Below are 16,878 nucleotides of genomic sequence, written 5' to 3' on the forward strand. Positions count from 1 at the left end.
CCGTGCTCCATGGCCGAAGTGAAAGCACAGGTAGGGCAATGACGATTTCTCGACGCGGGTTCATCGCCGGTGTGGCATTGACGGGTATGGCAGTGCCAGGCGCGCGGTACCTGCAGCGGCGGCGAGCCAGTGAAGAGCAATACCCTGAGACCCCCGGCGAGGCGGTGGTGGAACTTGCCGATACGCCTGTCAGGCAGCTGGGCGACACCTTGCGCGGTATCTGGCGCTGGACACCTCAAGGCTGCGAGGCCGGGCTCGCCGGTATGCCGTCAGGGGAGCTTGAGCTTTTCCTGGATGTGGCCTCGAGCGGGCGGGGGTTGCGCGGCTACCTCGACACCCCTGAACGTTTGCGCAGCACCCTGGAGCCACGCTATCGGGTGGTGGCTGACTTGTTGCTCGACCGACCAGGGACACTGCGCTGGCGGCTGTTGGCCACAGACGCCAACCCCCTGGGGGCACGCTACGAGTGCCAGGTTGTGCTTGACGAGGTCTGGGGGGCGTACGGCAACGCAGGGCCTGCGACCTTGAGCGGGCACGTGGCGGCGCTTGAGCGGCCACTGGCGCTGCCCGTGCAGGACAACCGTTTCCTGGCGCTGAAAAGAACGTTCCCCGAAGCGCGGGAGCGCACGCCATTGTCGGCGCCGTTGCTGGCGAAGCTGATCGCGCCGGAACACCGGCTGTTTCACCAGCTCTGGCATGCGTCGCGGGACAAGTGGCACAAGCTCGATGACGAAAAGCGCGGTGCGTTGCGCGGGCTTGGCTGGCAGCCAGGGCCGAGGGCGCGCGAGCGTGATGCACGGGGCCGGCACAAGGACCGCAACGGCTCCGGCGAGGACTTTCTGTTCATGCATCGGCACATGCTGGGCAACGCCAGGGCCATTGAGCCGTTACCGTCGTGGCCGCGTTTTCCTTTGCCCCAGCCAGCGCTCGAGCGCGACCGCGTAGGGTTCGCAGCCTACTTCGACAACCATGACGGCAACGCCTTGCCGCCGACATGGCTGGCCGATGATGACGAGGAGTACACCCAGTGGGTGCGTGACATCAAGAGCCCGGACACGTTCTACGGCAACTTCCAGGTCTGGGAGTCGCGCTACAGCGATCCGCATTACCTCAGTACCTTGACCTTGGGGCAGTTTGGCTCAGAGCTGGAGCTGGGCTTGCATGACTGGCTGCACATGCGCTGGGCCTCGGTGCCGCGCGATCCGGCCAACGGCATGCCGGTGCCGATGGCGCGCACGCCCGACGACTATGCCCAACGCTGGTATGGCGCCGAGAACGATTTTCTCGGCGACCCTTTTTCATCCCATGTGAACCCGGTGTTCTGGCGCTTTCATGGCTGGATCGACGACCGCATCGAGGACTGGTTCCAGGCCCATGAACGGCTTCATCCTGGTGAAGTGTGGCGCCTGGACGTCAACGGCGTGCCCTGGTTCGCACCGGGGCGATGGGTGGAAGTTGCCGACCCCTGGCTGGGGCCTGATACCCATGGATGCTCCACAGCGCCTGGGCTGCGCCCAGGGCGGAGTGTGGAGATGGACCCGGAGACCATGAAGCTGGCCCTGCGCATCATCTATGCCGAGGATGATCGTTTCGCCGCGTTACGGCCCAAGGTGCCGCAGCGGCCATGGTATGCCCGGCATCTCAAGGTGACGCGGCCATTGCGGTGAGGGTTCATGGAGATTCATGCCGCGATAGGCCGCGCAGCGGCCTGGGCGACCCTGGCGTTTTTCCAGCCCAGCGTTGCGCCTAAGGGGCATCACCGCCCACCTGCCACCCACCACCGAGCGCCTTGTAAAGCGCCACGCTCGCTTGCAAGCGGGCCAGGCGAAGCGTTGCCTGCTGATCCTGGGCTACATACAGCGTGCGCTGGGTTTCCAGCACGGTCAGTACGGTCTCGGCGCCTGCGCCATAGCGCTGTTCGGCCAGGTCAAAGGCCAGTTGAGCTTGTCGCACTTCTTCGTCCTGCCAGTGGCGTTGGCGGTCGACTCCGTCCAGGGCATTGAGCGCCTTCTCCACATCGCTCAGGCCAGCGAGAATGCTGCTGCGATACTGCTCCAGCAGTTCGGCCTGCTCGGCCTCGGCCAGATCGCGGGAAGCCCTGAGCCTGCCGTTGTCGAAAATCGGCGCAAGCAGACCAGAGGTCAGGGTGTAATAGGGGCTTTCCAGCGTCTGGGCGAAGGTGCGCGCGCCGCTGCCCAGGGTGGCGCCAAGGGTTACCTTGGGCAGCATGGCCGCCCGGGCCACCTGCACGTTGGCGTTGGCCGCTGCCAGGCGGGCCTCGGCGGCGGCGATATCGGGGCGACGGGTCAGCAGGTCGCTGGGCAGGCCGCTGTCAACCGTCGGCCAGGCCACGCTGGCGAACGGCTGGCGGCTGGTCGGCAGTTGCTGTACTGGGTCGCCGAGCAATGTTGCAAGGGTGATGCGGGTGTCTTGCACGCGTTGCGCCATCAGGGGGACCTGACGCTCCTGGGCCGCGACCAGGCTGCGCTGCTGGGCAAGCTCCAGGCGTGTTGCCGAGCCTGCGCGCTGGCGTGCCTGGACCAGGCGCAAAATGCCCCGTGCATTGTCCAGGTTCAGTTGGGCGATGCGCAGTTGTTCGGCTAAGGCCAGGCCCTGCAGATACGTGTCGGCGATGTCGCTGAGCAGGGTCAACTGCACCGTCTGCCGGTCGAAGCGGCTGGCTTGCAATGTGCGCAGGGCGTTGTCGCGGCTAGCCCGCAGGCCGCCCCAGAAATCGATTTCATAGCTGGCACTGAGCTGGGTATCGAACGCGGTACTGGTGCGCTCGCTACGGGTGACATCGAGGTCGTTATAACCCTCACCCTTGAGCAGCCGCTGGCGGCTGGCATCCACGCCCAGCTCGACCGCTGGCAGCAGGGGTGCGTTGGCGATGGCGGCTCGCGCTCTGGCCTGCCGGATGCGTGCGGTGGCGGCCGCCAGATCGTGGCTGTTAAGCAGGGCGCGTTGCACCAGGCTGTCCAGCTCGGGGCTGTTGAAGGACTGCCACCACTGACGCGCCGGTCGGTCGGCCTCACCGAAAGCGTGTGTCGGGCCCTGCCAGGTACGCGGCATATCGACCGCTGCCTGGGGCAGGGTGGGTGGGCTGCACCCGGCGAACGCCAGGCAAAGGGTCAACAGGCTGATGCGGCTTGGCAAGGGCATGGCTTATTCGCTGGTAAGGGCTTTGACCGGGTCGAGTCGGGCGGCTTTGCGTGCGGGCATGAAGCCGAACACGATGCCGGTGATCACAGCGCAGGTAAAAGCGCCAAGCATGGCTGGCAGCGCGAAGGCCACCGCGATATCGGCCAGCATCAAGCCGGCGCCGACGACCAAGGCCAGGACGATGCCACTGAGCCCGCCCACCATCGAGAGCATGACCGCCTCACTGAGGAACTGGCGCATGATGTCGCGCTGGCGGGCTCCGGTGGCCATGCGGATACCAATTTCGCGGGTACGCTCGCGCACGGTCATCAGCATGATGTTCATCACCCCAATGCCGCCCACCAGTAGCGAGATGGCCGCGATGGCGCCTAGCATCAGCGATAGGCTGCTCTGGGTGCGTGCCTCGGCCTGGATCAACGCCGCATCGTTGGTCAGTTCGAAATCGTGGCGGCCCTGGTGGCGTTGGCGCAACAGGTGATCGATGGCCGCCTCGGTCGCGTTGACCTGGGTCGAATCGCGCGCCGCAATGGTGATGTAGTCGGGGTCGCGATGACCGAACAGGCGGATGGCGGCGGCCGAGTACGGCACCACGATACGCCCGTCGCTGTCCTGGTCGCCGGAGCTGGCGCCTTTTCCCGCCAGTATGCCGATCACCTGGAATGGCACGTTGCCGATCAGCAGGTATTGACCGATCGGGTTGGCATGGTCGCCCAGCATCTTTTCCCGCACTTTCTGGCCAATCACGGCGACCGCCGCCGCGGCGGCTTCGTCGGCCTGGCTGAAGAATGAGCCTTCCACCACGGGCCAGTTGAAAATGTCCTCGAACCAAGTGTTGTTGCCGCCCACGTAAAACATCTGGCTGGTGTTGTTCTGGCGCACCATGAGCTTTTCCCCGATCACGGGCATGACGTGCTTGACCTGCGGCAATTCGCCGATGGCCGCGACATCGTCCAGGGTGACGGTGCCTGCCGGCTCGCCGAGTGTCGCCGGCTTGCCGTTGAGATAAAGGATGTTCGAGCCGAACGCGGCCATCTGCGCCATCACCTGGCGCTTGCTGCCTTCGCCCACGGCCAGCATGACCACAACCGAGGCTACCCCGATGACGATACCCAGCAAGGTGAGCGCCGTGCGAAAGCGATTGATCCACATGATGCGCCAGGCTGCCTGGAGTGCTTCGACCAGCTCGCCTTTCCAGGCGCCGCGCAACTGCGCCCCCTGGTCCAGGCGCTGACGCAGATCATCGGCCTGCAGGCCTGGGTGGCGGGCTGTGCCGTCGCGCTCATCGGCCGAGTCGCTGATCATGAGGCCGTCGCGGATCTCGATGACCCGGTGCGCGCGGGCCGCGACATCTCGGTCGTGGGTGATCAGGATGATCACATGACCTTGGCTGGCCAATTCGTCCAGCAACGCCATGACTTCCTTGCCGCTGTGGCTGTCCAGGGCGCCGGTAGGCTCGTCGGCGAGGATGATGTGGCCACCGTTCATCAAGGCGCGGGCAATCGACACCCGCTGCTGCTGACCGCCCGACAGTTGATGCGGGCGGTTGGCGGTGCGGCTTGCCAAGCCTAGCCGCTCCAGCAGGGCCGCGGCGCGGGCGTGGCGCTCCTGGGCCGGGATGCCGGCATAGATGGCCGGCATCTCTACGTTTTCCAGCGCAGAGCCGGAGGGGATCAGGTGATAGCCTTGAAAGACGAATCCGAACGCCTCACGGCGCAGCCAAGCCAGCTCATCGTTGCCCAGCTCGGCCACGTCCATCCCCGCGAAGTGATAGCTGCCGCTGGTGGGGCGGTCCAGGCAACCGAGGATGTTCATCAGGGTCGATTTTCCGGAGCCCGAAGCGCCTACGATCGCAACGAACTCACCGGGATGAATGCGCAGGCTGATACCCCGCAGCACGTCCACCTTGGGGGTGCCGAAGCCGCCGTAAGCCTTGCAGATGTCGCGCAGTTCGATCAGGGGCGTGGTCATTCAGCCTCCACTGCCTTGGCCGATCAGCAACCGCTCACCTTCGCCCAGGCCATCGAGCACCTGCACACGCAGGCGATCGCTCAGCCCTGTTCGTACCTGACGCGGTCGCACCTGGCCATCGGGGGCGAGCACCTGTGCCATGTGCACGCCATCCTGTTCGTCCAGCGCAGCCAGGGGTACGGTCAGTACACCGCTGGCCTGCCCGGCGACGAAGAACACTTGCGTGGTCATTTCGGCCATCAGCGCACCGTCAGGGTTCTCCACATCCAGCAAGACGGTGTACTGCACCACCTGAGTACCGGTGGCGCCATTGGTCGCGCTCGCCGGGCTGCCGCCACCGCTGCTGGTTTGCTCCAGCGGTTTGGGTGGAATCGGCAGGATCTGCCTGACGCGGCTGCTCCAGCGGCGCTTGCCGCCGGCCAGTGTCGTGAAATAGGCCGTCATGCCGGGCTTGACCTTGCCGATATCGGCCTCCGACACCTGCGCCCACACCGTCATCGGCGAGAGCTTGGCGATGCGCAGAATCAATGGGGTTTGTTGCTGGGCATTGAGGGTCTGGCCTTCACGGGCATCCACCGCCACCACGGTGCCATCCATCGGGGCGTAGATACGGGTATAGCCCAACTCGGCTTCGTCACTGCGCAGGCTCGCCTGGGCCTGGCGGATTTGCGCTTGGTACATGTCGATACGCGCCTGGGTGACGCTGAGCTGCGCATCGGCCGCCTGCACATCCTCTTCGCGGGTGGCGCCGGCATCGGCCAGGCTGCGCTGGCGGGCGAGCTGCTGCCTGGCCAGTTTGAACTGGGCGCGCTGCTCGGCGAGCTGCGCCTTGAGGTTGTCGATGGAGAAGCGCCCGGCATCCACGCGCGCCTGCTGTGTGGACGGGTCAATCTCCACCAGCAGTTGTCCCTTGCGCACGGTATCGCCGGCTTCGACATGGAGCGTGCGAATCTGCCCGGACGCTTGTGCGCCAACATCCACATAGCGCCTGGGTTGCAGCGTGCCCAGCGCGGTGACGCTGCTTTCGATGTCTGCACGCGTCACGCTGACGGTGTTGGTCGGTACCGCGCCCAAGGGTAGGGTACGCCAGGCCAGAAGACTGCCCAGGCTCAGCAGGGCTAAGCCGCCCAGAAGCAGGCGGTGGCGAATAGCGGGTGCACGTCTCATGGGGACTTCCAGCCGAATTGGGCCTGAACGCAGGCGGTGCCTGTGCGCAGGCAGGTCCCCGTTAAACGAAGGTCATGGCGGCTAATTTAGGTTTGCCAGGCGACCGACGTCGGTTGCTGCGGGTAATGATAATTTGTAAGATTCCAATTTGATATCACCTGCGCCCGTCTGGGCTGCGCGGGGCCGTCATCGGGCGATTCAGGGTGCCGCCGTGGAACACTATTATCGCGAGTTGGTCAATTTCCTGAGCGCACGCCTCGGTAGCCGCCAGGCTGCCGAGGATGTGGCCCATGACGCCTACGTCCGGGTGCTGGAGCGTGTCGATGCGCAAGTGATCGAGCACCCCCGCGCGTTTCTTTATCGCACTGCGCTCAACCTGGTGGTGGATCGACACCGGCGTCACTTGATTCGCCAGACCGAACCGCTGGAAGTGCTCGATGAGGGTATTCAGTGGCAGCACACGCTCTGGTCCCAGGACATGCACCACGCCCAGCGCCTGGACCTGCTCAAGCGTGCCTTGGACGAACTGCCCAAGCCATGCCGTGACAGCTTTCTGCTGCGCAAGCTCGAAGGCTTGTCCCATCCGCAGATTGCCGAACGCCTGGGCTTGTCGCGCAGCCTGGTGGAAAAGCACATCGTCAATGCCATGAAGCACTGCCGGCAACGCATGCGCCAGTGGGAGTCCTGACGGCACGCCGCGCAAACTGCACATTCTGTCGGGCCACCGCTTGCTTTCCGAGGGTTTCCCGGCTTGTATCTAGGGGTATCAATGCTGGACTTGGCCAGGGCTTGACGGGCTCGACCAAGTCTTGGCGGCCCCTCCACTGTCCAGGTTCGACCATGGCCAACAAGTCCTTGCGTATCCTGATTGCCGATGCTCACCCGCACCAACGCCTGCAACTGGAGCGTATGCTCAATGGCCTGGGGTATTACCGTATTGCCCCCGTCGACAGTTTCGAGGAGCTACAGCGGCTGGTGCTGGGTGCCCTCCAGCCCTTCCACCTGCTGTTGGGCAATATCGAGTTGGCCAGCCACGCAGGCGTGGACCTGGCCCGGTTTTGCCGGGTCAGCACGCAGATCCAGCATGCCCTGCTTTACCATTGCGCCCAACTGAAGGTGCCTGCGGTACCCCAGGCCGAGCGCCAGGCGGTCAGCCTGAGCCTGCCGCACGTGCCCGACGATGCCGCCCTGGCGTCCTTTATGTCGATCGTCGACGCACCCATGGTGGTGGGCACCCTACGGATGCCGGACGGGTTGCGCAGGGGAGGCCCCAGAGCACCCGGCAACTTGGCCCAGACGGTCTTTCATCGCTGATCCAGGCAGGGTAGGGGCAATCGGGTCGCTATTTGCTATCCTCCGGCCTTTGACCATTGCTGCGAAACCTGCCATGACTGCCACCGATACCGCTCGTCCACCCCGGTTCACCCGCCGTGACCACCGGACGCTGGGCCTGGCTGCGCTGGGCGGCGCGCTGGAAATCTACGATTTCATCATCTTCGTCTTCTTCGCCCTCACCCTCAGCCAGCTGTTCTTCCCGCCTGAGATGCCTCAATGGCTACGGCTGCTGCAAAGCTTCGGCATCTTCGTCACCGGTTACCTGGCCCGACCACTGGGTGGCATCCTGATGGCGCATTTCGCTGATCACCTGGGCCGCAAGCGCGTATTCAGCCTGAGCATTTTGATGATGGCGCTGCCGTGCCTGCTCATCGGCGTCATGCCGACGTATGCCGACATTGGGTACGCGGCGCCGTTGTTGTTGCTGGCGCTACGCATCCTGCAAGGGGCCGCGGTCGGTGGTGAAGTGCCCAGTGCCTGGACCTTCGTTGCCGAACATGCGCCGCCCGGGCGACGCGGCTATGCCTTGGGCTTTCTGCAGGCCGGGCTCACGTTCGGCTATCTGCTGGGCGCACTGACGGCAACCTTGCTGGCCCATGTGTTCTCGCCCGAGGAAATACTCAGCTACGCCTGGCGTTATCCGTTCCTGCTGGGGGGCGTGTTCGGGGTCATCGGCGTGTGGTTGCGCCGCTGGCTGAGTGAAACACCGGTTTTCCTGGCGTTGCGTAGTCAACAGGCGCCGGTGAAGTTTCCTTTGCGACAGGTGCTTGGCGAACATAAACGCGCTTTGGCACCCGCGGCGCTGCTGACCTGCGTGCTGACCTCGGCGGTGGTGGTGCTGGTGGTGATCACCCCGACGGTCATGCAGCAGCGCTTTGGCATGAGCGCGGGAGATACCTTTGCCCTGAGCAGCGTGGGCATCGTGTTTCTGAACCTGGGCTGTGTGCTTGCCGGGTTGCTGGTCGACCGCGTGGGCGCGTGGCGGGCGCTGCTGTTGTACAGCGTGCTGCTACCCCTCGGGGTCGGCGTGCTCTATGCCAGCCTGATCGGGCACTGGGGCATGACCTGGGTGGCCTATGCCCTGGCGGGCTTGTCGTGCGGTGTGGTGGGCGTGGTGCCATCGGTCATGGTCGGGCTGTTCCCTGCGCAGATTCGCGTATCGGGCATTTCGTTCACCTACAACGTGGCCTATGCGCTGTGGGCCAGTATCACGCCCTTGGCGCTTATCGCACTGATGCCATGGAGCCCTTGGGTGTGTGTCGGGTTCTGTCTGGTGATGGGCGGGGTAGGGGTAATGACCTCGGTGTACTTCGGGCGACGAGAGCCCATGGCGGCGGGTGAAGCGGGGCTTGAGCTCCCGCGCACGGCCTGACACTCACAATCACACCGTTTCGGAGCACACCCTGCAAAAAAGCCCCCGGTTCTTTCGAACCGGGGGCTTTTTGTATCGTGCAGAGCGAGGTGACTACATGTTCGGGTAGTTGGGCCCGCCAGCGCCTTCAGGCGTGACCCAAGTGATGTTCTGGGCCGGGTCCTTGATGTCGCACGTCTTGCAGTGCACGCAGTTCTGCGCGTTGATCTGGAAGCGCTTGCTGCCATCTTCCTGGGTGACCACTTCGTAGACGCCTGCCGGGCAATAGCGCTGGGCAGGTTCGTCATAAAGCGGCAGGTTGCTGGCGATCGGAATGCTCGGGTCGGCCAGCTTCAGGTGGCAGGGTTGCTCTTCTTCATGGTTGGTGCTGGACAGGAAGACCGAGCTGAGCTTGTCGAAGCTGAGCTTGCCGTCGGGCTTGGGGTACTCGATCTTTTGCGAGTCCGCGGCCAGCTTCAGGCAGGCATAGTCGGGCTTGGTGTCGCGCAGCGTGAAGGGCAGCTTGCCGGCGAACCAGTTCTGGTCGATGTAGTTGAACGCAGCACCGAGCAACGGGCCGAACTTGTGCATGGCCGGGCCGAAGTTGCGGCTGGCGAACAGCTCCTCATGCAGCCAGCTGGCCTTGAAGGCACTGACATAGCTGTCGAGCTGGTCACCGCCCTCACTGCCGGCGATCAGGGCGTCAGCGACGGCCTCTGCGGCGAGCATGCCCGACTTCATGGCCGTATGGCTGCCCTTGATCTTGGCCACGTTCATGGTACCCAGGTCGCAACCGATCAGGGCGCCACCCTTGAACACCATCTTGGGCAGCGAGTTGATGCCGCCCTTGGCCAGGGCGCGGGCACCGTAGCTGATGCGTTTGCCGCCTTCGAGGTACTGGCTGATCACCGGGTGGTGTTTCAGGCGCTGGAACTCGTCGAAGGGCGACAGGTAGGGGTTGGCGTAGGACAGGTCGACGATCAGCCCGACCACCACCTGGTTGTTCTCCAGGTGGTAAAGGAACGAGCCACCGGTGTTGTCTTTGGCCATGACGTCCAGCGGCCAGCCGGCGGTGTGCACCACCAAGCCTTGCTGGTGCTTGGCTGGGTCGATTTCCCACAGCTCCTTGAGCCCGATGCCGTAGTGCTGTACGTCCGAATCGCTATCAAGCTTGAAGCGCTTGATCAGTTGCTTGCCGATATGGCCACGGCAGCCTTCGGCGAACAAGGTGTATTTGGCGCGCAGTTCCATGCCCGGCGTGTACAAACCGTCCTTGGGCTGGCCTTCGCGATCGACACCCAAGTCGCCTGTGACGATGCCGCGTACGACGCCGTCCTCGTCGAACAGCGCTTCCTGGGCTGCGAAGCCTGGGTAGATCTCGACACCCAGGTTCTCGGCCTGCTGGGCCAGCCAGCGGCACAGGTTGCCCAGCGAGATGATGTAGTTGCCCTGGTTGTGCATGGTCTTGGGCACGAACAGGTCAGGCACCTTGGTGGCGCTTCCGGCATCCTTGAGCACGTAGATGTCGTCACGCTTGACCTCGGTGTTCAGCGGCGCGCCCAGCGCCTTCCAGTCCGGGAACAGCTCGTTCAGGGCGCGTGGCTCGAACACGGCGCCGGAGAGAATATGGGCACCGACTTCGGAGCCTTTTTCCACCACGCAGACGCTGATTTCGCTACCGGCTTCGGCGGCCTTCTGCTTCAGGCGGCAGGCGGCGGACAGACCCGCCGGGCCGGCGCCGACGATGACCACGTCGAATTCCATGTATTCGCGTTCCACAGGTTCTCTCCTACTCATCAAGGCTCATAGCTGTTGCTTTGTCTTATGGGTGCGTGGGCATTCGCAGCGGTGGCGAGGCCACCAGGTTGTAGCTGGGCAAATGACGAACTACACCGTTTTGTCTTGGACGCGCATTATATCTACACCACTTGACCGGTCCAATACAAACGTTTGTTTGAATTTGCCGCAGCCCAGTAAAATCAAAGGTACGCGGCTGGAAGGTGACCGATTTGCCGTATTGACCGGATGGGGTGATACGGTCAAGATACGAGCGGTTTTACGTTCGCCGTAGGCATGCAGCCGGGCGCAGGTACACCTCTAAAGACCAGGTGTGGAGCAGGGTTTTCAAGCGTTCAAGCGGTTTGTAGTGAAGTCTACACGCCACGACAGCAAATGGCCCGCGTGCATTTTTGCCCCAGGCATGTGCACAGGACTGATGGGTCGGGGCGCGCTTGGTTGCGGTCACCATGAAAACTTCGTCTGCGGCTCGTTTCCAGAGGTGCCCTTGTACCCACGCGTATCGCAGGGCCTAGTCCCAGGCGACTATCTATTCACCGGAGAGTAACGAGGAATCCATGAAGGTTCTTGTAGCTGTCAAACGAGTGGTCGACTACAACGTCAAGGTTCGCGTCAAGGCGGACAACTCCGGCGTCGACCTTGCTAACGTCAAGATGTCCATGAACCCCTTCTGCGAAATTGCCGTGGAAGAGGCCGTTCGCCTGAAGGAAAAAGGCGTTGCGACCGAGATCGTGGTCGTATCCGTCGGCCCGACTACCGCCCAGGAGCAGTTGCGTACCGCCCTGGCGCTGGGTGCCGACCGCGCCATCCTGGTCGAAGCAGCCGACGAGCTGAACTCCCTGGCAGTGGCCAAGGCGCTCAAGGCCGTGGTCGACAAGGAGCAGCCGCAGCTGGTCATTCTCGGCAAGCAGGCCATCGACAGTGACAACAACCAGACCGGCCAGATGCTCGCCGCACTGACCGGTTACGCCCAGGGCACCTTCGCGTCCAAGGTCGAAGTCGCTGGCGACAAGCTCAACGTCACCCGTGAAATCGACGGCGGCCTGCAAACCGTCGCGCTCAACCTGCCGGCCATCGTCACCACCGACCTGCGCCTGAACGAGCCGCGCTACGCGTCGTTGCCCAACATCATGAAGGCCAAGAAGAAGCCGCTCGAGACCCTGACGCCAGATGCGCTGGGCGTTTCCCTGGTCTCTACCAACAAGACCCTGAAAGTCGAAGCACCCGCTGCCCGTGGCGCTGGCATCAAGGTCAAATCGGTGGCCGAACTGGTCGAGAAGCTGAAGAACGAAGCGAAGGTAATCTAAATGACTATCCTGGTTGTCGCTGAATACGAGAACGGTGCCGTAGCACCGTCCACCCTCAATACCGTTGCTGCCGCCGCCAAGATCGGTGGTGACGTGCACGTACTGGTCGCCGGTCAGAACGTAGGCGCCATTGGCGAATCCGCCGCCAAGATCGCTGGCGTGGCCAAGGTGCTGGTCGCCGATAATGCCGCCTACGCCCATGCGCTGCCCGAAAACGTTGCGCCGTTGATCGTCGAGCTTGCCCAGGGCTACAGCCACGTGCTGGCCCCGGCCACTACCAATGGCAAGAACACCCTGCCGCGCGTTGCAGCGCTGCTGGACGTCGATCAGATCTCCGAAATCATCTCGGTCGAATCTGCCGACACCTTCAAGCGCCCGATCTACGCGGGTAACGCCATCGCTACCGTGCAATCGAGCGCCAGCGTGAAGGTCATCACCGTGCGCACCACCGGCTTCGATGCCGTGGCCGCCGAAGGTGGCACCGCCGCTGTCGAGGCGGTGGGTGCTGCCCACGATGCTGGCATTTCGGCGTTCGTTTCCGAAGAGCTGGCCAAGTCCGATCGTCCTGAGCTGACCGCTGCCAAAATCGTCGTTTCCGGCGGTCGCGGCATGGGTAACGGCGATAACTTCAGCCACCTGTATAGCTTGGCCGACAAGCTTGGCGCCGCTGTTGGCGCATCCCGTGCGGCCGTCGATGCGGGCTTTGTGCCCAACGACATGCAGGTCGGCCAGACCGGCAAGATCGTCGCTCCGCAGTTGTACATCGCCGTGGGTATCTCGGGCGCCATCCAGCACCTGGCCGGGATGAAGGATTCCAAGGTGATCGTGGCGATCAACAAGGACGAAGAGGCACCGATTTTCCAGGTGGCCGACTACGGCCTGGTTGCCGACCTGTTCGAAGCCGTGCCGGAGCTGGAAAAGCTGGTCTGATCCGCTGGCTTCACTTATAAAGAACCCGGCCCTCTCGTTGAGGGCCGGGTTTTTTTATGGTCGAGGAGTGTGGGATGAGGTTGCGTGCAATGGGCAGGGTGCTGGCCTGCATGACAGTTCTGGTATCGCCGCTGGCGATGGCGGCAGGCAAGTGCGAACGCCTGGTGGCCACCGGCAGCCCCGACGCGCCGCCTTACTCGTGGCAGGACCCCAAAGACCCCAAGCACTTGATTGGCGCCAACGTCGACCTGCTACGCCACGTGGCGAGCGAGCTGGGAATCAAGGTGGAAGTGCTCAACGCGGGTAGGCGCGACCAGGCCCTTGAGGAAGTGCACAGCGGTCGCATGGACCTGCTGCTCGATGCGCCGCTGCAAGTGGAGCAATTGACGTCACTGGACTACATCCACCCGCCGCTGCAGCTCAACGAGTACCTGGTATGGACGCGGCACGATGCCGAGTTGACCTTCGATGGCCCAGCTGACCTTGCGCGTTATCGGGGCAGTCTGTCGGAACGGGCGCGGTTGACCCCTGCCTTTACCGCGTTCGCCAAAGACCAGTTGAAACCGGTGATGGCGCAGAACCTGACCCAGGCCTTTCAAAAGTTGGTACTCGGCCAGGTGGACTATGTGCTGGCCGGTCGCTATTCGGGCATGGCCATGGTCCAGAGCCTGGGCATGAACGATGCCCTGATTGCCCGCGGCCTACCCGTGGACCGACCTGGGCTGTACTTGGCGCTGTCCCATGACTCGGCGTGCAATGACAGTTGGCTGCGTGGGCATTTGGCGAAAAAGCTGACAGAATTGCCCATCTCCGGTACGTCCGATGCTGTGCTGCAGGCCAATCTCGAGCGCTGGAAGGCCCAATTGCAGGTGCAGGGCGACGCCCCCAAACACTAGGAAGATCGCGTGAAAACCCAACCTTTGATCCTTGCCATGGCCATGTTTGCCCTGGCTGGCTGCGCCAATGACCCTGCCCCGGATGAGCAGATGCGCCTTTCCGAGCAGGCCCTGGAACAAGCGAAAGCGGTTGGTGCTACCGACCAGGTCGAAGCGTTCAAGCTGGCCGAAGACAAACTGGGACGTGCTCGTACAAACATGCTCACACAAGACTTTCGCGACGCTCGCATGCGCGCCGAACAGGCTGAGCTCGATGCTCGGCTGGCCGAGGCCCAGGTGTTGAACCAAAAGAGTGATGAGCAGTTGCAATTGCTGCAATCGAGGATCAAGCGCTTGCGCAAGCAGCTGGAGGTGCAGCCATGATGGCGCGTGGTTCTATCACGGCACTGACAGTGCTGGCCCTTGCAGCAGGCCTGACCGGTTGCGCCAGCCAGCGCAGCACGGCCGCGCTGGATCAAGCCGCTGCCAGCTTCCAGAAGGTCAAGGATGACTCGGATGTGCTGCGCAGCGCGCCGCGTGATGTGATTCGCGCCGGCGAGTCGCTGTCCCGTGCAGAGCGTTTGTCCAGCTACATGGGTACCGGTGCCGATGTACGCCATTACGCCTACCTCAGTCAACGCTACAGCGAAATCGCCAGTGAGCACGCCAAGCTTGCGCTGAATCAGGAGCGCCAGGCCAAGCTCGACCTGGAACGCCAACGGCTGCAACTGGCGCTGCGCGAGGCCAAGCTGGCCAGCGTGCAGCAGCAGGGCAAATGGGTCGAGTCGCAGATCGTCGCCCTGGCGTCTGAGCAGCCCGACCGTGGTCTGGTCATGACGCTGGGTGATGTATTGTTCGATACCGGCAGCGCCGATCTCAAGAACTCGGCCAGCCGGACGGTGCTCAAGCTCGTGCAGTTCCTCCAGCTCAACCCCCGCCGGATAGTGCGCATCGAAGGCTATACCGACAGCACGGGGACGCCCGAAGAGAATCTCAAGCTGTCCCGCGACCGGGCGCAGGCCGTGGCCGATATGCTGGCCGACTTGGGCATCGATGAAAAGCGAATGCAGGTGGAGGGCTACGGTGACCAGTACCCGGTTGAAGTCAACGCCTCGGAGCGGGGCAGGGCGCAAAATCGACGGGTCGAGATCGTGTTTTCCGACGACAAGGGCAAGCTTGCGCCGGCACGCTGACGGCTGATAGCAGGCTCGGGCAGTGGCCCATGCTGGCCGTCGAAACGGGCGGTGCATGGCAGCTGCTGCCTCTGCGCCTGAGTGACTCATGGGCACTCGCCACCTGTTGGGTAGGTTCAAGATCAGCCTACCTGTGCACCGCACGCACGCGGGCGCTGCAAATCGCTTCCAAGCAAGTGTACCGTTGACTATCCTGTCATCTGTCCCAGTACACTTTGCAACTGTTCCGGTATCCTGAGCCGCAGTGAGCGAAACAAGAATAATGAGCCTGTCCGCGCGTCGAGATCCAGCCATGACCAATCTGCTGTTGTACCAGCGTATCGCCCAGCAACTGGCCGAAGACATCCGGCGCGGTGTCTACCAGCCCGGGGAGCGGGTGCCTTCGGTGCGCAAGATGAGTGCCCAGCTCAATGTCAGCCATGCCACCGTCCTGCAAGCGTATGCCAACCTGGAAGACCAGGGGTTGATTCGCGCGCGTCCCCAGTCTGGCTACTATGTGCACCAGACTCCGGCGCTCACGGCGCCCACGCCGGACATCGCGCGCGTGGAGCGTCCCGGTCTGGTGACCCGGGCCAGCATCATCCAGCAGGTACTGACCGAAGCGCGCCGCGATGGCGTATTCGCCTTCGGCGCGGCCGTACCGCACGTCGACTATCTGCCGGTGCGTGCCCTGCACCAGCAACTGGCCAAAGTGACGCGCTTTCACAGCCCGCGTGCTTTCAGCTACATGTTCAGCCCAGGCTTCGAACCTCTGCGTCGGCAGATCGCCATTCGCATGCGCGACGCTGGTGTGCTGGTCGACCCGCAGGAGGTAATCGTCACCCATGGCTGTGTCGATGCCTTGCAAATGTCGCTGCGCGTGCTCACCAAGCCCGGCGACCTGATTGCGGCCGAGTCGCCGACCTACTACGGTCTGTTGCAGCTGGCGGACTTGCTCGGATTGAAAGTGATCGAGATCCCCAGCGACCCCTCGACCGGCATCAGCCTCGAGGCCTTGCAACTGGCCGCCAATCAATGGTCCATCAAGGCATTGGTGTTGACCGCACGGTTGAGCAACCCGCTAGGGGGTACCATTCCCGAAGAGCGGCAAAAGCAGTTGCTGCGCCTGGCATCGGACTACGACATCCAGATCGTCGAAGATGACATCTATGGCGAGTTGATGTTCGAGCAGGGCAAGACCAAGGCCTTGAAGGCCTTCGACCGGCTGGACAGGGTCATCTACTGCTCAAGCTTCTCCAAGACGCTGTCGCCAGGCGTGCGTGTGGGTTGGATGATTGCTGGCCGTTACCAGGACGAGATCCAGCGCTTGCAGACCTTCACCACCCACTCGGCGTGCAGCGTGACCCAGATGGCGGTGGCGGCATACCTGGAAAACGGGGGTTATGATCGCCACCTTCGCTTCATTCGCCAGGAATACCGCAAGAACCTCAGCGCTTATCAGTTGGCCGTGCAGCAGCACTTTCCAGAGGGCACTCAGATGACTCGCCCAACGGGCGGCTTCATTCTCTGGGTGAGCTTGCCTGGCCGGGTCAATACCCAGGAGCTGCACGTGCGAGCGCTCGAACAGGGGATCAGCATCGCGCCGGGGCTGATTTTCAGCAATACCGAACAGTTCAACCACTGTATCCGCCTGAACTGCGGGATTCCATGGAACAAGGAGGCCGAGCGCGCAGTCATCACCTTGGGACTACTGGCACAACAATTGTGCAGGGAGCCTGCCATCCCACTTTTGTGAGGCTTGCCAGGCGGCTGCGGAACAGGGAGCATACGCATTTTCCATGGGGTTCTGTCCA

Annotated in this window: 14 protein-coding genes; 10 read left to right on the forward strand and 4 right to left on the reverse strand. The window is 63.2% G+C overall.

The genetic code is table 11. The features are described from left to right. Nucleotides 1–38: 38 nt before the first annotated feature. A complete protein-coding gene (locus tag B2S33_RS20710) occupies nucleotides 39–1,667 on the forward strand; it encodes a PvdJ/PvdD/PvdP-like protein (protein WP_145281091.1) in 1,629 nt (542 codons plus the stop codon). 79 nt (nucleotides 1,668–1,746) lie between these two features. Here B2S33_RS20710 and B2S33_RS20715 read toward each other — a convergent pair whose 3' ends face one another. Genes B2S33_RS20715 through B2S33_RS20725 form a run of 3 tightly spaced genes read right to left on the reverse strand, consistent with a single transcriptional unit; the run spans nucleotide 1,747 to nucleotide 6,297 of the window. Continuing rightward, the gene (locus tag B2S33_RS20715) at nucleotides 1,747–3,162 is read right to left on the reverse strand and encodes an efflux transporter outer membrane subunit (protein ID WP_028686604.1); all 1,416 of its coding nucleotides are present in this window, start codon (nucleotides 3,160–3,162) and stop codon (nucleotides 1,747–1,749) included. A 3-nt stretch (nucleotides 3,163–3,165) separates the two neighbouring features. Then, nucleotides 3,166–5,130 carry a MacB family efflux pump subunit gene (locus B2S33_RS20720; protein WP_028686603.1) on the reverse strand — a complete coding sequence of 655 codons (1,965 nt, stop codon included), beginning with the start codon at nucleotides 5,128–5,130 and terminating at the stop codon, nucleotides 3,166–3,168. Then, a complete protein-coding gene (locus B2S33_RS20725; RefSeq protein ID WP_027916307.1) occupies nucleotides 5,131–6,297 on the reverse strand; it encodes an efflux RND transporter periplasmic adaptor subunit in 1,167 nt (388 codons plus the stop codon). It abuts the gene before it with no gap. Between the two features lie 211 nt (nucleotides 6,298–6,508). On the opposite strand from B2S33_RS20725, the gene B2S33_RS20730 reads away from it, so the two are divergent. From B2S33_RS20730 to B2S33_RS20740, 3 genes are all read left to right on the forward strand, one after another. Continuing rightward, the gene (locus B2S33_RS20730) at nucleotides 6,509–6,985 is read left to right on the forward strand and encodes a sigma-70 family RNA polymerase sigma factor (protein ID WP_028686602.1); all 477 of its coding nucleotides are present in this window, start codon (nucleotides 6,509–6,511) and stop codon (nucleotides 6,983–6,985) included. A 152-nt stretch (nucleotides 6,986–7,137) separates the two neighbouring features. Then, the gene (locus B2S33_RS20735) at nucleotides 7,138–7,611 is read left to right on the forward strand and encodes a histidine kinase (RefSeq protein WP_128610340.1); all 474 of its coding nucleotides are present in this window, start codon (nucleotides 7,138–7,140) and stop codon (nucleotides 7,609–7,611) included. 73 nt (nucleotides 7,612–7,684) lie between these two features. Next, on the forward strand, nucleotides 7,685–9,004 hold the full coding sequence (locus tag B2S33_RS20740; protein ID WP_027916305.1) for an MFS transporter: 1,320 nt from the start codon (nucleotides 7,685–7,687) through the stop codon (nucleotides 9,002–9,004). Nucleotides 9,005–9,097: 93 nt separating this feature from the next. Here B2S33_RS20740 and B2S33_RS20745 read toward each other — a convergent pair whose 3' ends face one another. Beyond that, entirely contained in the window at nucleotides 9,098–10,762 is a 1,665-nt protein-coding gene (locus tag B2S33_RS20745) for an electron transfer flavoprotein-ubiquinone oxidoreductase (protein ID WP_027916304.1), read from the reverse strand. 575 nt (nucleotides 10,763–11,337) lie between these two features. Here B2S33_RS20745 and B2S33_RS20750 point away from each other — a divergent pair. From B2S33_RS20750 to B2S33_RS20775, 6 genes are all read left to right on the forward strand, one after another. Beyond that, on the forward strand, nucleotides 11,338–12,087 hold the full coding sequence (locus B2S33_RS20750) for an electron transfer flavoprotein subunit beta/FixA family protein (protein ID WP_027916303.1): 750 nt from the start codon (nucleotides 11,338–11,340) through the stop codon (nucleotides 12,085–12,087). Beyond that, the gene (locus B2S33_RS20755; protein ID WP_028686599.1) at nucleotides 12,088–13,017 is read left to right on the forward strand and encodes an electron transfer flavoprotein subunit alpha/FixB family protein; all 930 of its coding nucleotides are present in this window, start codon (nucleotides 12,088–12,090) and stop codon (nucleotides 13,015–13,017) included. Between the two features lie 74 nt (nucleotides 13,018–13,091). Then, on the forward strand, nucleotides 13,092–13,913 hold the full coding sequence (locus tag B2S33_RS20760) for a substrate-binding periplasmic protein (RefSeq protein WP_288651002.1): 822 nt from the start codon (nucleotides 13,092–13,094) through the stop codon (nucleotides 13,911–13,913). Between the two features lie 9 nt (nucleotides 13,914–13,922). Next, on the forward strand, nucleotides 13,923–14,276 hold the full coding sequence (locus B2S33_RS20765; RefSeq protein ID WP_027916300.1) for a DUF4398 domain-containing protein: 354 nt from the start codon (nucleotides 13,923–13,925) through the stop codon (nucleotides 14,274–14,276). After that, nucleotides 14,273–15,085 (forward strand): OmpA family protein, encoded by an 813-nt coding sequence (locus tag B2S33_RS20770; RefSeq protein WP_027916299.1) that lies wholly within the window; start codon nucleotides 14,273–14,275, stop codon nucleotides 15,083–15,085. Before B2S33_RS20765 ends, B2S33_RS20770 begins: the two co-directional genes overlap by 4 nt. 292 nt (nucleotides 15,086–15,377) lie before the next feature. Beyond that, nucleotides 15,378–16,820, forward strand: a complete 1,443-nt coding sequence (locus tag B2S33_RS20775) for a PLP-dependent aminotransferase family protein (RefSeq protein WP_027916298.1) — start codon at nucleotides 15,378–15,380, stop codon at nucleotides 16,818–16,820. Nucleotides 16,821–16,878: the final 58 nt, after the last annotated feature.

It is taken from the genome of Pseudomonas sp. UBA5568 (genome assembly GCF_002425525.1).
GTDB lineage: Bacteria > Pseudomonadota > Gammaproteobacteria > Pseudomonadales > Pseudomonadaceae > Aquipseudomonas > Aquipseudomonas fulva.

What these genes read in the sequence shown, in the direction of transcription:
- B2S33_RS20710 (WP_145281091.1), top strand. Translation starts at nt 39, where the DNA reads ATGACGATTTCTCGACGCGGGTTCATCGCCGGTGTGGCATTGACGGGT.
- B2S33_RS20715 (WP_028686604.1), bottom strand. Translation starts at nt 3,162, where the DNA reads ATGCCCTTGCCAAGCCGCATCAGCCTGTTGACCCTTTGCCTGGCGTTC.
- B2S33_RS20720 (WP_028686603.1), bottom strand. Translation starts at nt 5,130, where the DNA reads ATGACCACGCCCCTGATCGAACTGCGCGACATCTGCAAGGCTTACGGC.
- B2S33_RS20725 (WP_027916307.1), bottom strand. Translation starts at nt 6,297, where the DNA reads ATGAGACGTGCACCCGCTATTCGCCACCGCCTGCTTCTGGGCGGCTTA.
- B2S33_RS20735 (WP_128610340.1), top strand. Translation starts at nt 7,138, where the DNA reads ATGGCCAACAAGTCCTTGCGTATCCTGATTGCCGATGCTCACCCGCAC.
- B2S33_RS20740 (WP_027916305.1), top strand. Translation starts at nt 7,685, where the DNA reads ATGACTGCCACCGATACCGCTCGTCCACCCCGGTTCACCCGCCGTGAC.
- B2S33_RS20750 (WP_027916303.1), top strand. Translation starts at nt 11,338, where the DNA reads ATGAAGGTTCTTGTAGCTGTCAAACGAGTGGTCGACTACAACGTCAAG.
- B2S33_RS20755 (WP_028686599.1), top strand. Translation starts at nt 12,088, where the DNA reads ATGACTATCCTGGTTGTCGCTGAATACGAGAACGGTGCCGTAGCACCG.
- B2S33_RS20760 (WP_288651002.1), top strand. Translation starts at nt 13,092, where the DNA reads ATGAGGTTGCGTGCAATGGGCAGGGTGCTGGCCTGCATGACAGTTCTG.
- B2S33_RS20770 (WP_027916299.1), top strand. Translation starts at nt 14,273, where the DNA reads ATGATGGCGCGTGGTTCTATCACGGCACTGACAGTGCTGGCCCTTGCA.
- B2S33_RS20775 (WP_027916298.1), top strand. Translation starts at nt 15,378, where the DNA reads ATGACCAATCTGCTGTTGTACCAGCGTATCGCCCAGCAACTGGCCGAA.